The sequence below is a fragment of the bacterium genome (genome assembly GCA_008933615.1).
GTDB lineage: Bacteria > CLD3 > CLD3 > SB21 > SB21 > SB21.
This window is the reverse complement of sequence record WBUR01000046.1, coordinates 1-14,081: the sequence shown is the minus strand read 5'-3', so window position 1 is coordinate 14,081 and position 14,081 is coordinate 1. Positions and strand designations below refer to the sequence as shown.

The following is a 14,081-nucleotide window of genomic DNA, read 5'->3' as shown; positions in this document are numbered from 1 at the left end:
ATTATATGGTCTCGCTCTTCATTATTTTAATCGCTTCTTATCTGCTCGGATCTGTTTCCCCGAGCATTATATTATCCCGTTTGTTAAAAGGGGTTGATGTTCGCACTACGGGAAGCGGCAATGCGGGCATGACCAACGCCGTTCGGCTTTTGGGCGGAAGATGGGGCGCCGTGGTTGCTTTCATTGACCTCGCAAAAGGGTTTTGCGCCGCGATGTTCATTACTTCGCTGTTTTTCTCCGGTATAAATTTGGCTTATTTTGATGAAACCCTGGTGCGGATCCTGGCGGGCGTTGCCGCAGTGGCGGGACATATCTGGACCGTGTTTTTCGGATTCAAAGGCGGCAAGGGCGTGCTGACCGTTGCAGGAGCTGTTTTGGGTGTTGCGCCGTTGCAGGTAGGAATCTGTTTCCTCGTTTTTCTTATTGTTTTCGGATTGTTCCGCTATATTTCTTTGGGATCGATCGTCGGTTCATGGGTTTTTCCAATCATGGTTTTTATTCAAAAATTCATACTGGACAGTAGTGTATCCTTTCATCTCGTTTGGTTCAGCGTTTTTGTTGCTGTACTGATAACTTTTACACATCGTGAGAATATCGTACGACTCCTGCGCGGCGAAGAAAAAAAATTCGGTAAGCCCGCAACTCACCAAAACACGTAATCGCCTTGACGCTTCTTAATTTTCAAACGCACCGTCTTTCTTTTCTTAAAAAATGGCTGGGTAACCTGGCCATGACGTGCGTGATTGTGCTTGGGATATATCTGATAGCCCTCACGGTCATGCAGGCGACGCGCGGTGAAAACAAGGCGTTGTGGCTTCTGATCAGTTTTGCAGTGGCGGTGGCGGCATTGGCCTGGTTCCTGAAAAAATTTTGGGTGCTGGTCATGGACGACCGCGACACTCTGGATATTTTTAAAATTGCTTCGATCAATAACGAAGCCCATCTGGCGCATTTTCAAAGAGAATATTTTCAACAGTCTCAGATCGTCACGGAACGCGGATACAGCTACACCGTTCGTGACGGCCAAACGGAAATCCGAACATCGCTCGTTTACCTGGGAAAGGAATACTCCGACCGCAAGACCATTATCGGCGAACAATCGCTGCTGACCATTGCTATCCGCGTCGGCCAGCCTTTTATTATGGCGGTTGTAAATCCTCTGGCCGATATCCGGGAATCATTGGACGTGGAATTTTATGCGCCGGTCGTGTTACACTCCAGAAAATATTCATATCAAAAACACGGTATCGTTTTTTCCGACTATGATAAAGACGCCATCCAGGCGATATTCGAAGATCCCTTTCTGCAAACACAGCTGATCGAACTTTTTCAACGCTGCAATTTCAAATTCGCCGTATTTGATGAAAGAAAAACGGTAGCGGTCAAATCGGCCGCCGTGGAGACGATAGCGAACGACGTTGAGGCTTATCCGGTGCTGATGAATATCAGTCAGCTTATATCCGCGCAACATAAAAAATACATTATTCAATAACCACTAAAGGAGAATAACATGTCTAATGAAATGTCCAACGACAAAATGACCAAGTTAACCTATGCATTTTTTGCAGCGGCAGGATTATCCCTGATCGCCGTGATCTATCTGCTGTCGGTTCAATTCGGCCACGGAGGTGTGAAGATCGGATACGTCAAATCCGATGTACTGCTTGCACAATATAAACCGGCAATGGCCGTACAACAACGGATGCAATTAGAATCCGTCGGCGCACAGAAAGAACTGGAAGGCCGTTATAAGGAACTTCAGGCTATGGATACCGATCTGCAGAATAAATTGAAGGTCTTAACGCAGCAAGCGCTCGCACCTCAGATCGAAAGATTTCAGAAAAAGCAAAATGAATTTTATCAGCTGCAACAGGGCCATCAGCAGGCGCTTCAGCAGAAACAAGCTCAATTGCTTGAGCCGATCTTCCAGGATATCAGCAATTTCATTAATAAGTACGGCAAAGATCATGGCTTCACGGTGATTCTCGGAACGCCGATGGAAGGGCTTGTTGTGTACGGCGATTCGGGCGCGGATCTGACGGACACGATTTTAACGGAACTTAATGCCAAGGTTCCACCGACGATGCCGGTGCCGTTTGATACGGGTAGTGCAGATTCAGCGAAGAAGTAATATTGATGGTTGATTTGCCGGTTAATAGATTTGCCGGATTTGATAAGTCTGGCAAATCTTATTTTTATTGAAAGGTATCACATGTCCAAACCTCAGACGATCGGCGAACTAAAAAAAGTCGGTTATAAAGTTAAACCCGTCAAAGAAGAAATCCGTTCCAATCTGATTCTACTGCTGCGAGAGGGAAAAAATATTTTCCCCGGCATTATCGGATACGATAAGACGGTGATACCGGAACTTATTCATGCCGTATTATCACGCCACGATTTTATTCTGCTCGGTCTGCGCGGACAAGCCAAAACGCGTATTTTACGAAGTTTGGTCAATTTGCTTGACGAAGAAATTCCCGTTATCAAAGACGCGCCGCTGAATGACAATCCGTTTGCGCCGATCTCACGGGTTGCGATCGACATGGTTGAAAAAAACGGCGACCAAACGGAAATTCGATGGCTTGGGCGTGAGGAGCGTTACGGCGAAAAACTTGCAACCCCGGATGTGACCGTTGCCGACCTTATCGGCGATATCGATCCTATCAAAGCCGCTACGCAGAAACTTCATTATGCCGACGAACGCGTCATGCACTTCGGCGTTATTCCCCGCAGTAACCGTGGGATATTTGCCATCAATGAATTACCGGATCTACAGCCCCGCATTCAGGTCAGTTTATTTAATATCCTCGAAGAAAAAGATTTTCAAATTCGCGGATTCAATATCCGTATCCCGCTCGACATTCTTGTCGTATTTTCTGCCAATCCTGAAGATTATACCAATCGCGGCAACATCATCACGCCGCTGAAAGACCGAATCGATTCGCAAATACTCACTCATTATCCTTTGACCATCGAAGACGGAATGCATATTACGGAACAGGAAGCCTGGCAAAAACGCGATGCCGGAGACGTTCCCGTGCCTTTTTATTTTAAAGAGATTATTGAAAGCATCGCATTTCAGGCGCGGGCGAGTGAATTCATCGATCACAAATCCGGGGTCAGCGCGCGTCTTACAATTTCTTGTCTGGAGAATCTGATCAGTACCGCAGAACGCCGCGCCATTCTGCATAAAGAAGATAAATCTTTCCCGCGCATTTGTGACCTGTACTATTTGATTCCGTCCATTACCGGCAAGATTGAACTGGTGTATGAAGGCGAGCAACAAGGCATGGCTACTGTCGCCAAAGTTCTGATCGGCCGCGCCATCAAATCCGTTTTCAAAAACTATTTCCCCGATCCTCTTGCCAAAAAAGATCTGCCGGCTTATCAGCCTATACTCGCATGGTTTGCAGGCGGCCATCGAATTGAGATCTCCAATGATACGCCTTTTAAGCAATATTTTGATCTTTTGAATTCAGTTCCGTCACTGAAGGAAGTCGCATTTAAACACATGAAAGTGAATGCGTCCGATCCGTTTGAAGTTGCCTCCGCGATGGAATTTGTTCTGGAAGGTTTACATCAAAATTCCTCCCTCAGTAAAGACTGGGTTGAGTCGCACGTCAGCTACAAAGATATGATGGGCAGTATGCTCGGTAAAATCAATTGGGATAAAGAGGAATAAGCAGAAACCAAAAAAACATACAACAAGAAATGAAAAATAAAAAAGTTCTTAAGTATTTTTTGTTTAGTGTTTAATGTTTTTCATTCGATAAATATGTTGCTCTGAGTATTTGCCGACGATAGACTACATATCCCCGATAGTAACGGACAGCAGATCCAAAATTCCATCAAATTGCTTACTCCCCGCTCCGTAGCCCACTGCGCGTATGAGCATGGGGATTTCCTCTTCCACACCTGAAGAAAGAGCTTTCACGAGCGCGGCTCCGGTCGGAGTACATAATTCACCCGAAATATTCTCGTTGCGGATAACCGGATAATTTCTGAGTAGTTCTACGGTTGCCGGAACCGGGACCGGGATAATACCATGAGAACATTCGACCGTTCCTCCGCCCAGTGCGATCGGCGTGGTGTAAATTTTTTCTATGCCCAGCTTGTGAAGGGCGATCACGCACCCTACCACGTCGAGGATTGAATCTATGGCGCCAACTTCATGCAGATGAACTTTTTCAACCGACGTTTTATGAACAACCGCTTCGGCTTCTCCAATGTTGGTAAAAACTTTCATCGCCTGATCTTTACATGTCGCATCAAGAGAACTTTCTCCGATGATCGCTTCAATATCGTGCAAATGCCGGTGAGTTTGCTTTTCGCGACAAACAACTTCGATTCTTATTCCGTAAACGCCGCCGCGCCGAATCTGACGTATGGACAATTCAAACGGCTCACGTATCGGCAGTTTGGCCAGTTCGTTTTTCAATACGGTTAATGACAATCCGGCGTCAAGCAGTGCGCCAAGCACCATATCGCCGCTGATACCCGAAGTGCAGTCAATAAACGCTATTCTCATTTTTCACCTTCTGCTTGTTGTTCCGCTCTCAGGTATTCCTTGAATTTTTCCAGCGCTCTGCCGCGATGACTGATTCGGTTTTTGATTTCCGGGTCAAGTTGCGCCATGGTTTTTCCGTATTCTGGAACAAAAAAAATCGGGTCATAACCAAAACCGAAATCTCCAATGGGGGAATGGCTGATGAGCCCTTCGCAAACACCGTCAAAAAGCTTCTCAAAATATTTTCCCTCTGTATCGGTTCCAACGTACGCCAGAACGCAATGAAACCGCGCCGTTCGTTTTCCGTCTGAAATGCCTGCAAGTTCACCCAACACTTTTTTATTATTTTCCGCATAGGGATGTCCATCGCCGGCATAACGGGCGGAGTACACGCCCGGCCTTCCGTCCAGCGCATCCACTTCCAACCCCGAGTCATCAGCCAGCGCGTTCATTCCCGTCGCCGCATAAACTTCTCGAGCTTTTTTCAGCGCGTTTTCAACGAACGTCTCTTTATCTTCTACCACATCTTTTAGATTCGGAAATTCCAGCGTGGTGCGCAATTCGATAGACATGTCCGTCAAAATTTCTTTTATCTCTTCAATTTTTTTCTTATTGCCGGTGGCTAATATGATCGAATGCATGTTAGTTTTTCTCAAATTAAATTTTTCAAATGTATTTAATTTAGTTTAAGTTTCAAATGCAATTTGTTTGCATGATTAAGATTGAAGTTTTCTGACAAAACATATACATTCCATTGTTACAAAATTCATACGAGGTGCCGATGGAATTTTCAAAAGAAGATATGATGGAGATCATGGCGGTGTTCAAAGCCGAAAGCGCAGAAAACCTGGCCGTGCTTACCGACAAAATGAAAGAGATCGAAAAAAACCCAACGAATCCCGCTGCGATAGAACTGCTCCATCGCACATCGCACAGCATGAAAGGCGCCGCGCGTATGCTCGGCCTGACGCCGATCGAAGAGATCGGACGTCTTCTTGAGGACGGTTTTAAAGCCGCAAAGGAAGGAAGGCCGGTTTTAAATGCCAACACCATTGCAATCATCAACGAGGCGGTTCACAGTGTCGGCATGCTCATTGAGAAACTGTCGACGGAAGGCACCATGGACGGCATTGACATTACGGCTATTCAAAAAAAATTAGAACAATTCAAATAGGTTCATCTTGACCCATGACATCATGAAGGGAGCAGAGCCGTTTTTTTTTGCATCGCCTTCACACACGACTTTAGTTATACTCGTGCACGGATTCACTTCCTCCTGTCACTCGATGCGTGAACTTGGTGAAAAATTCTACAAAGCAGGTTTTGACGCGGCAGGAATATTGCTTCCCGGACATGGAACAACTCCTGAAGACATGGAAAAAAGAAAATGGACGGAATGGCTTGAAGCCGTTGAAAATAAACTGAACGAATTGAAAACTCGTTATGCCCATGTATTCCTTTGCGGCCAGTCCATGGGCGGTTGTTTATGCCTTTATGCGTCTTCTTTCCATCCTGTTTCTGGCGTAATAACGATTTCATCCGGAATTAAATTATTCGACTGGAAACTCCGATTGCTGCCTTTGTTAAGTTATTTTATCCGATTCATCAAAAAACATGACGGCCCGGATATCAAAGACCCGGTTGCAAAAAAAACGGAAGTTCACTACGATCTTATGCCCGTCAAGAGCATTATGCAACTTCAACATTTATTGAACAAACTGCGCAAACGCATATCTTACGTTTCATGCCCTGTTCTACTTATCCATGCTGAACAAGATCATACGTTTGAATTCAAAAACCAAGCGCTTATGTTCCGTGCGCTCAGATCGGCAAATAAAAAACAAATAGTTCTAAAAAATAGTTATCATATTGCAACCGTCGATTACGACAAATTAACCGTACAAAACGCCTCCATTCAATTTATTAAGGAACTATGCAAATAAAGGAACTCACGGCGGTAGACGTCACCATCGACCGCAGCGGAAAAAAAATGTCGATCGTCTGGGGCGATAATCATTCCAGCGAATACGGCTTCGATTATTTGCGTTCCATTTGCCCTTGCGCGAACTGCGATGGAACGAAACACGGCGGCGCGCCGGTAAACGACGGCTCCATGGATATCGCTCGTTTCAAAGATATTGCTATGAGTGACGTTCAGGAGGTAGGGCGGTATGCGCTGCGTTTCACATGGTCTGATCAGCATGATACCGGTATATTTTCGTATACTTACTTACGCAGCAATTGCTTATGCGGAGAATGTGTATCAAAATGGAAAACAGAGTAAAATATTTATCATATCTTCATCAACGAAGGCATGCTTTATGAAAAGAGGAATTGTATTTCTTGTGAGTGTTCTTGTTTGCACCTCATGCACGGCCACGCAACCGTCAAAAAAATCGGACGCCGATTTTGCAAAAGCGCTGGAGGAATCAGAAAAGAATAAAAACAAGAGATTAGATTTTTTGGCAGACGAAAAACTGCCCAACGATGAATTCATTCCGCCAGATACGGCTGACATTTCAGATACGGCCGTAGCGATGCCGGTTGAATACAAAGAGATCGCGCCGACGACTTTTGCAAAATACCGGATTCAGGTTTTTGCGGGCAGCGCCGAGAATGCCTATAAGAACTATGTCCAATTATCTTCCAATCCGGAAAATAAAGAAGTATATATGGTGCAGGATCAGGACGGCAAATGGAAAGTGTGGGCTGGCGCATATCCTACGCATGCCGACGCCGAGGCGGCCAAAGCTAAATTTATTCAATCCGGATACCCTGACGCTTGGATCAACGAAATGAAGGGACGATACGCGCCCGCCGGCCCTGCCTTTTGGGTGCAAATAGGCTCTTTCCAAAATGAAGCTTCTGCCCAGAAGACCAAAGCTGAAGCGGAATCTCGGTTCAAAGAGCAAGTATCAATTGAACTCGTAGACAAAACCTGGAAAGTTTGGGTTGGCGGATTTGCGGAACGCGGGCAGGCAGACGAATTGAAAAAGAAAATACAGACGTTTTATCCGAAATCTTTTATCGTAAGGCATGGAGAATAATGATCGAATTAAACGACGTGTACGTCGTCTACAATGAAAAATCCAGCGTGGCCGGTGTTTCACTCCGCATTGAACCCGGTGAATTTGTATATTTGCTCGGATCCAGCGGCGCAGGAAAAAGCACGCTGCTTAAACTGCTGTATATGGACCTGCTGCCGACACGCGGCGAAATTCGCATCGGTGAGTTTGAATCGAAAAATCTGAAAAAGAAAGAAATACCCTTCCTTCGCCGCCAACTCGGCATCGTCTTTCAGGACTTTCGTCTGCTGCGCGACCGTTCCGTCTATGACAATATTGCGTTTGCCCTTATGGTCACCGATACGCCAAAAAATGAAGTAGCGAAAAAAGTCATGAAGGTACTCGCAGAAGTCGGACTGTCCAACAAAAAGAATCGAATGCCGTATGAACTCTCCGGCGGCGAGCAGCAGCGTGTGGTCATCGCCCGCGCGCTTGTTAACGATCCCATCGTTATACTCGCAGACGAACCCACAGGAAATCTGGATCCGGAAACATCTATGGAGATCATGCAGTTGCTCCTTAAGATTAATGAAAAGGGAACGGCCATTATCATGGCAACGCACGATCATGAAATTGTAAAAAATATCCCCAAGCGTATTATCCGCATGGAAAAAGGAACATTGGTTTCTTCCGAAATATTGAACTAGCGTATCTACTTCACCACAGAGACACGGAGGCCACAGAGAAACAAAGGAAATGTGATAAAAAGGTTTACTACGTGAACATCTGTGTTACTGTGTTCCGTGGTAAGGTTTCTTTTTTGTGGCTGAATAATATTGAAATAGCAAAGGCTTCACTCTCATGAAACGTTCGATCAAGAAAATTCTTATAGCCAATCGCGGCGAAATTGCTATTCGAATTATCCGGGCATGCAGGGAGATGGGTATCGTCAGCGTAGCCGTATTTTCAGAAGCCGACCGCACCTCTGCGCACGTTCGGCTTGCCGATGAAGCCTATTGTGTCGGTGAAGCCCCATCAGCCAAAAGTTATCTCGTGATGGAAAACATTATCGATACCGCAAAAAAATCCAAGGCGGACGCCATTCACCCCGGATACGGTTTTTTAAGTGAAAATGACGATTTTGCAAAACTAGTTCGTGATAATGGAATTATCTTCATCGGTCCTTCCGCGTCCTCTATGGCGATGATGGGAAATAAAACCGAAGCGCGCAAATTAGCCAAAAAATGCAGTGTGCCGACCGTTCCCGGAACGGAGTCCGGAATTCAAAGCAAAGAAGAAGCGATGGCCGTTGCCCAATCCATCGGATTTCCGATCCTGATCAAAGCGGCAGCCGGCGGTGGCGGTAAAGGAATGCGTGTCGTGATGCAGGAGTCTGAACTGAACGACGCTATCGACCGGGCGCAAGGCGAGGCGCGTTCTGCTTTCGGAGACGATACAGTGTATATCGAAAAATATGTAACCCGGCCGCGGCATATTGAAATTCAGATTTTAGGCGATAAACACGGCAACATCGTTTATCTCGGCGAGCGCGAATGTTCTATCCAGCGCCGCCACCAAAAAGTCATCGAAGAATCGCCATCCGCCATTGTCACTCCTGAAATGCGCCAACGTATGGGAGAATCCGCCGTCGCATTGGCGCGTGAAGCAAAATACTTCAGCGCAGGCACCATCGAATTTCTCGTCGATGCCGACCTCAATTATTATTTTTTGGAAATGAATACCCGCTTGCAAGTGGAGCATCCCGTTACGGAAATGGTGACCGGGATCGATCTGGTTCGCCAGCAGATTCTGATTGCGGCCGGCGAGAAGTTACCTTTCGCTCAAGACGACATTAAAATCGACGGGCACGCCATCGAATGCCGTATTTACGCGGAAGACTGTGAAAATAATTTTGCACCGTCGATCGGAAGGATCGAACATCTGGAACCATCCTACGGCCCCGGCATCCGTGAAGACAGCGGAATTTTTGAAGGCGACACAATTCAGATCTATTACGACCCGATGATATCTAAATTAGCCGCATGGGGCAAAACTCGCGGGGAAGCGATTGAGCGCATGCGGCGCGCTTTACGTGAATACGTCATCGTCGGTGTGGAGACCACAATCCCCTTTTGTTTATTCGTCATGGAAAATAAGAAGTTCATTGATGGGCATTTTGACACGGGATTTGTTGTGCAGGAATTTTCACCCGACAAATTAAAGTATAAGGAAGACATGGTAGCGGCCGTTGCCGCCGCAGTACATGACTACATTCGAAACCGCGATAAAAAATCGCAAACGATTAAAATTTCGTCCGAACCCGCGAGCAGCAATAAATGGAAGTGGGCCGGGAGAAAAGCAAGGATGGATTAGTTTAACAGCAATTCGAACACATGCCATATGTTAGATTTTATTCCCGTAACGTTATAAATTATCGGCACTAATATATGAAGCCGGAGGCTTCATATATTTATAGCAACAATATTCAAATTGAACATACGACCCCCTACGGGGTCGAATAATCTATTCGATTGTTTTCTATAAACATTTGAACCCTCCGGGTTCAATCAATTAAATTATTCTTATGGCTGATACCTTTTCACAAATCTATATTCATGTGATCTTTTCCGTCAAAAACCGGGAATCGCTCATTCAACCTCAATGGGAAAATGAACTCTATAAATACATCACCGGAATCGTTCAAAATAAACAACAGAAAATGCTGACGATCAATGGAATGCCCGATCACATTCATTTTTTGATCGGTATGAAACCATCCTGCTGTTTGTCCGATTTGATCAGAGAAATAAAAAAATCAACCAACAAATTCATAAAAGAAAAAGGGTTCACAAAACTCGAATTCAACTGGCAAGAAGGTTTTGGTGCATTTTCATGCAGCCATTCTCAATTAAATACGGTCATTAAATATATCCTGAACCAAAAAACACATCACAAAAAAAGAACATTCAAAGAAGAATATGTGGAATTACTTACAAAATTTGATATCGCGTACGATGAAAAATATCTCTTTGCTTGGCATGATTAAAGCGTAACTAATCTAACAAAAAAAAGGCTCCGCTGATGCGAAGCCTTTTTTCGATATGACAATTTAACCAAGATTATTTTTGCTCAACAGGTATTTCACTTCCCTGCATTTCTTTGATCGCTTCTTCACGTCCGCTCGCTTTGGCTGCCTCAATCTGGCTCTTACGAATGATGTTCTTAAAAGCATTCGGCGAAATTCTTACGCTGCCCTGGCTTACGAAGGTTCCGAAAACGCCGTCATTATAATACAACCAGATATTAAATCCTTCCAATACATCGTCCGCCAAAAAGGTCTGTTGAAGTAATTCGTTTGCCTTATCCGCCGAAATATTTTTTTCTTTCGTCAGATATTCAAAACATACTTTGTAATGCGAATCGCCGCCTTTTACCACGTAAGGTTTCGGCAGTTTCGATTTGATGTCTTCCAGATCCGAAGATAATTTCTGGATCTGGTTATTCTTATCGATCACCTGATTGAGCAATCCTTTATACGTAGCATCCTGCTCTTTGGTAACCATTTCCTGTACCAACTTCAGTTGTTCTTTGTTCAATCCCATCAAACTGTCCGGTAATACGATCTGTTCATCCGGCTTGCGTTCGGCATTAAACTTCTGAACGGCATCCATGATCTCTTTGTTTCTTTCGCCGATCTCTTTGTTCTTATTCTGGATCGTGCCGACCAAACGCGCGAATTCGTCGACCGAACTCACTTTGCCGCCGCAGCTTACGAAGGCCGCCAGCACCGTCAACATTAACAATCGTTTTAACATGAAATTCTCCTCAATTTAATAAACTAGTAATTGGGTTTAGGGTCGGCGGAGTATAACATTGGTACCATTAAAAAAGCAAGGGAAATGTAGTAATCATTATTCTTGAATGAGAGGCTCTTATTTGTTCAAAATACAAAAAATTCATTCCTGGTAGTCTTTTTTCTTTAGATTTTAGACAATTTTTCTATATATTAGCGCGTTTTCTGAAACTGGGACAGCTGTTTTTAAATATGGAGTTTTGCAATGGAAACATTAATCAATGTACAAAGTCACTTGAAATATGAAGAAAACGGACGCTTTTCGGCCATGGCCGAAGGTCTGTCCGGATCGGAAATCTTAAAAATTGCCTCCGAGATCCGTGCACTGTCGGCACAGGGACATAAAATGTGTAACTTGACAGTTGGCGATTTCAGTCCGACCGAATTTCGAATTCCTCTATTTCTGGAAGAGGCGATTCATCGTCACTACCAGAACGGGCAGACCAACTATCCTCCATTCGAAGGGGTGACGGAATTACGTTCGGCCATAAGAAAATTCTACATCGATCGTTTTCAGCTGGATTATCCTGAAAAATCGATCATTGTGTGCGGCGGCGCCCGCCCGATCATTTACAGCCTTTTCCGGACGGTGGTATCGCGCGGCGATAAAGTCATATTTCCAACTCCGTCGTGGAATAACCACTATTATACACATATGGTCGGCGCGAACGGCATTTCAGTACCTTGCCATGCCGAGAATGCGTTTCTCCCGACACGCGACCTGTTAAAGGATCATGTGAAAGATGCGCGCCTCATCACACTCAACTCGCCGCTCAATCCGACCGGAACGGCTTTCACGCGTGAAGCCTTGGAAGGAATTTGCGATCTTGTTTTGGAAGAAAACCGCAGCCGTGAAGGAAAACAAAGGCCGCTTTATCTTCTCTTTGATCAGATTTACTGGATGTTAACTTTTGGCAAGACAACGCATTTCAACCCGGTTTCTTTGCGGCCGGAACTCGCGCCGTACGTGATCTTTGTTGACGGAATTTCCAAGGCTTTCGCGGCCACGGGTGTGCGCGTGGGCTGGAGCGCCGGGCCGGATGACATCATCCAGCGTATGTCGGCCATGCTTACGCACGTTGGCGCATGGGCTCCTCGCGCGGAGCAAATGGGCACAGCTGACCTGCTTATGCAGCCTGCGGTCATTGAAGAGTATCATAAGACCATGAAGACCGGGCTCGAGACACGCCTTGACCTCTTACACAAAGGTATTTCTGATTTGGAGCGTCTGGGATTCCCTGTTATGTCAATTGTTCCTATGGGCGCTATTTATCTCACGGCCCGCTTCAATCTCATCGGCAAAAAAAATCCGCATGGCGGCGTCTTTACTACCAACGAAGAAATCCGGAAGTATCTGCTTCACGAAGCGCAATTTGGCGTCGTTCATTTTCAGGCATTCGGTTATGAAGGCGATACGGGTTGGTTCCGCTTGTCGGTCGGCGCGGTGTCAATAAAAGATATCGAAGCCGCGTTACCGAGAGTAAAAACCGCATTGGAAAAAATAAAATAACCTCAAGGCAACGCATGACTATGAAATTGAATTGCCCGGCTCCGGATCTGAAAATTTCCGAATGGGTGCAGGGCAGCCCGACCAATATTAGCGCTCATCGCGGAAATGTGGTATTAGTAGAAGTATTTCAGGTCAATTGTCCCGGCTGTTTTCTCTATGGACTCCCGGAAGCGATTGAAGCGTATGCAAAATATCGCGAGGAACCGTTCACCGTTTTAGGCCTCGCCACCGCTTTCGAAGATTTTGACAAGAATAACCTGCAGAACCTGAAAAGACTAATGGAAACCGGCGAGGTTGTCGGTGAAACTTTAAGCACGCTGAAAAAACGGGATTGGCTCGACGGTAATAAATTACGCTACATGATTCCATTTCCTGTTGCGATGGATAATCTGGTATCCCACGACGCGGAGCACGTCGATCAAAAAGTTATCAAGATCATTGAACATGAAATTCCGAAATTTGAACGATTCAGCTACGGCGAGCAGATGCGGATTCGCGCGCGGATACGCGATTACGTTCTGCAACAGGAATACACGGCTGAAACATTTGAAAATTACGTCATGAACGGCACGCCGACCAGCTTGCTTATTGATAAAAAAGGTGTTTTGCGCCATCAACTTTTCGGCACGACGGGAAAATTGGATAAGTTGGTGAAAGAATTGTTGGCGGAGTGATCATTCGTAATTTGTAATTACTAACCACAGAGACACGCGGAATTCTAATCCATGCATCTCGGTGGTCTCTGTGTCTCCGCGGTAAAATTTTTCATTTCTCAATAAAAGAGAATTTTTATGTCAGAAAAACCATTAAGCGCCGATGAAGTTTTCGTCAACCTTATTCGTGTCGCGAAAGAGGATCCGAAAATCCATTCTTTTATCACGACGGTGGTCTCCATGAAGGATTTCGACCGCAAATCGCTCATCAATTCTTTTATTAAGGAAATGGCGCTCAAAGGAGCGCCTCCGGAATTTATCAAAGCCATCGCCGCCCTCCGTGAACCTCTGCTCGCCGAAAAGATCAAAGAATTATTACAAAAGGAAAACTGAAACTTTCACGCCGCAATCCTGTATAAAGGAGCAGATCACGACATCAACCTTTATAAGGAGATTAACCATGAAAACATTTCTCACCACTGAAAAGTTTTCTTTCGCGGCGGCATTACTCGTCATGCTGACCAGCTGCAATTTCGTTGTCGCCCAGCGTGGC

The 14,081-nt window shown here is 45.3% G+C and carries 17 protein-coding genes; 14 read left to right on the top strand and 3 right to left on the bottom strand.

The features are described 5' to 3' along the window. Positions 1-5 precede the first annotated feature (5 nt). The 4 genes from plsY (at position 6) to F9K33_14425 (ending at position 3,682) form a co-directional block, all read left to right on the top strand. Positions 6-659 carry a glycerol-3-phosphate 1-O-acyltransferase PlsY gene (gene plsY, locus F9K33_14440; GenBank protein KAB2878098.1) on the top strand — a complete coding sequence of 218 codons (654 nt, stop codon included), beginning with the start codon at positions 6-8 and terminating at the stop codon, positions 657-659. Positions 660-664: 5 nt separating this feature from the next. After that, a complete protein-coding gene (locus tag F9K33_14435) occupies positions 665-1,492 on the top strand; it encodes a hypothetical protein (protein KAB2878097.1) in 828 nt (275 codons plus the stop codon). Positions 1,493-1,510: 18 nt separating this feature from the next. Further along, entirely contained in the window at positions 1,511-2,131 is a 621-nt protein-coding gene (locus F9K33_14430) for an OmpH family outer membrane protein (GenBank protein ID KAB2878096.1), read from the top strand. Positions 2,132-2,212: 81 nt separating this feature from the next. After that, on the top strand, positions 2,213-3,682 hold the full coding sequence (locus tag F9K33_14425; GenBank protein ID KAB2878095.1) for a magnesium chelatase: 1,470 nt from the start codon (positions 2,213-2,215) through the stop codon (positions 3,680-3,682). Positions 3,683-3,805: 123 nt separating this feature from the next. Here F9K33_14425 and F9K33_14420 read toward each other — a convergent pair whose 3' ends face one another. Next, positions 3,806-4,528 (bottom strand): LarC family nickel insertion protein, encoded by a 723-nt coding sequence (locus tag F9K33_14420; GenBank protein KAB2878094.1) that lies wholly within the window; start codon positions 4,526-4,528, stop codon positions 3,806-3,808. Then, positions 4,525-5,148: an XTP/dITP diphosphatase gene (locus F9K33_14415; protein ID KAB2878093.1), complete on the bottom strand. Its 624-nt coding sequence runs from the start codon at positions 5,146-5,148 to the stop codon at positions 4,525-4,527. The genes F9K33_14420 and F9K33_14415 overlap by 4 nt, the downstream gene beginning before the upstream one ends. Positions 5,149-5,288: 140 nt before the next feature. On the opposite strand from F9K33_14415, the gene F9K33_14410 reads away from it, so the two are divergent. The 7 genes from F9K33_14410 to tnpA all read left to right on the top strand — a co-directional run bounded on the left by F9K33_14410 (position 5,289) and on the right by tnpA (position 10,558). Next, a complete protein-coding gene (locus tag F9K33_14410) occupies positions 5,289-5,681 on the top strand; it encodes a hypothetical protein (GenBank protein KAB2878092.1) in 393 nt (130 codons plus the stop codon). Positions 5,682-5,688: 7 nt separating this feature from the next. Further along, the gene (locus tag F9K33_14405) at positions 5,689-6,450 is read left to right on the top strand and encodes an alpha/beta fold hydrolase (protein ID KAB2878091.1); all 762 of its coding nucleotides are present in this window, start codon (positions 5,689-5,691) and stop codon (positions 6,448-6,450) included. Next, entirely contained in the window at positions 6,441-6,791 is a 351-nt protein-coding gene (locus F9K33_14400; protein KAB2878090.1) for a DUF971 domain-containing protein, read from the top strand. The genes F9K33_14405 and F9K33_14400 overlap by 10 nt, the downstream gene beginning before the upstream one ends. Further along, positions 6,679-7,554 (top strand): SPOR domain-containing protein, encoded by an 876-nt coding sequence (locus tag F9K33_14395; protein ID KAB2878089.1) that lies wholly within the window; start codon positions 6,679-6,681, stop codon positions 7,552-7,554. The genes F9K33_14400 and F9K33_14395 overlap by 113 nt, the downstream gene beginning before the upstream one ends. Continuing rightward, a complete protein-coding gene (gene ftsE / locus F9K33_14390) occupies positions 7,554-8,219 on the top strand; it encodes a cell division ATP-binding protein FtsE (protein KAB2878088.1) in 666 nt (221 codons plus the stop codon). The genes F9K33_14395 and ftsE overlap by 1 nt, the downstream gene beginning before the upstream one ends. Before the next feature lie 154 nt (positions 8,220-8,373). Continuing rightward, positions 8,374-9,885 (top strand): acetyl-CoA carboxylase biotin carboxylase subunit, encoded by a 1,512-nt coding sequence (accC, locus tag F9K33_14385; protein ID KAB2878087.1) that lies wholly within the window; start codon positions 8,374-8,376, stop codon positions 9,883-9,885. Positions 9,886-10,096: 211 nt separating this feature from the next. Then, positions 10,097-10,558 (top strand): IS200/IS605 family transposase, encoded by a 462-nt coding sequence (gene tnpA, locus F9K33_14380; protein ID KAB2878086.1) that lies wholly within the window; start codon positions 10,097-10,099, stop codon positions 10,556-10,558. 73 nt (positions 10,559-10,631) lie between these two features. Here tnpA and F9K33_14375 read toward each other — a convergent pair whose 3' ends face one another. After that, positions 10,632-11,327, bottom strand: a complete 696-nt coding sequence (locus tag F9K33_14375; GenBank protein KAB2878085.1) for a hypothetical protein — start codon at positions 11,325-11,327, stop codon at positions 10,632-10,634. Positions 11,328-11,633: 306 nt separating this feature from the next. Between F9K33_14375 and F9K33_14370 the strand changes: the two genes are divergently transcribed. From F9K33_14370 to F9K33_14360, 3 genes are all read left to right on the top strand, one after another. After that, entirely contained in the window at positions 11,634-12,875 is a 1,242-nt protein-coding gene (locus tag F9K33_14370) for an aminotransferase class I/II-fold pyridoxal phosphate-dependent enzyme (protein ID KAB2878114.1), read from the top strand. A 14-nt stretch (positions 12,876-12,889) separates the two neighbouring features. Then, positions 12,890-13,549: a TlpA family protein disulfide reductase gene (locus F9K33_14365; GenBank protein ID KAB2878084.1), complete on the top strand. Its 660-nt coding sequence runs from the start codon at positions 12,890-12,892 to the stop codon at positions 13,547-13,549. Positions 13,550-13,666: 117 nt separating this feature from the next. Next, positions 13,667-13,921, top strand: coding sequence for a hypothetical protein (locus F9K33_14360; GenBank protein KAB2878083.1), 255 nt, complete (start codon positions 13,667-13,669; stop codon positions 13,919-13,921). The last annotated feature ends 160 nt before the right edge of the window (positions 13,922-14,081 follow it).

Excerpts from the sequence above, each read along its gene's own strand:
- F9K33_14365 (KAB2878084.1), top strand. The coding sequence starts at position 12,890 with ATGACTATGAAATTGAATTGCCCGGCTCCGGATCTGAAAATTTCCGAA.
- F9K33_14425 (KAB2878095.1), top strand. The coding sequence starts at position 2,213 with ATGTCCAAACCTCAGACGATCGGCGAACTAAAAAAAGTCGGTTATAAA.
- F9K33_14415 (KAB2878093.1), bottom strand. The coding sequence starts at position 5,148 with ATGCATTCGATCATATTAGCCACCGGCAATAAGAAAAAAATTGAAGAG.
- F9K33_14375 (KAB2878085.1), bottom strand. The coding sequence starts at position 11,327 with ATGTTAAAACGATTGTTAATGTTGACGGTGCTGGCGGCCTTCGTAAGC.
- F9K33_14360 (KAB2878083.1), top strand. The coding sequence starts at position 13,667 with ATGTCAGAAAAACCATTAAGCGCCGATGAAGTTTTCGTCAACCTTATT.
- accC (KAB2878087.1), top strand. The coding sequence starts at position 8,374 with ATGAAACGTTCGATCAAGAAAATTCTTATAGCCAATCGCGGCGAAATT.
- F9K33_14400 (KAB2878090.1), top strand. The coding sequence starts at position 6,441 with ATGCAAATAAAGGAACTCACGGCGGTAGACGTCACCATCGACCGCAGC.
- F9K33_14410 (KAB2878092.1), top strand. The coding sequence starts at position 5,289 with ATGGAATTTTCAAAAGAAGATATGATGGAGATCATGGCGGTGTTCAAA.
- F9K33_14420 (KAB2878094.1), bottom strand. The coding sequence starts at position 4,528 with ATGAGAATAGCGTTTATTGACTGCACTTCGGGTATCAGCGGCGATATG.
- ftsE (KAB2878088.1), top strand. The coding sequence starts at position 7,554 with ATGATCGAATTAAACGACGTGTACGTCGTCTACAATGAAAAATCCAGC.
- F9K33_14430 (KAB2878096.1), top strand. The coding sequence starts at position 1,511 with ATGTCTAATGAAATGTCCAACGACAAAATGACCAAGTTAACCTATGCA.
- tnpA (KAB2878086.1), top strand. The coding sequence starts at position 10,097 with ATGGCTGATACCTTTTCACAAATCTATATTCATGTGATCTTTTCCGTC.
- plsY (KAB2878098.1), top strand. The coding sequence starts at position 6 with ATGGTCTCGCTCTTCATTATTTTAATCGCTTCTTATCTGCTCGGATCT.
- F9K33_14370 (KAB2878114.1), top strand. The coding sequence starts at position 11,634 with ATGGCCGAAGGTCTGTCCGGATCGGAAATCTTAAAAATTGCCTCCGAG.
- F9K33_14395 (KAB2878089.1), top strand. The coding sequence starts at position 6,679 with ATGCGCTGCGTTTCACATGGTCTGATCAGCATGATACCGGTATATTTT.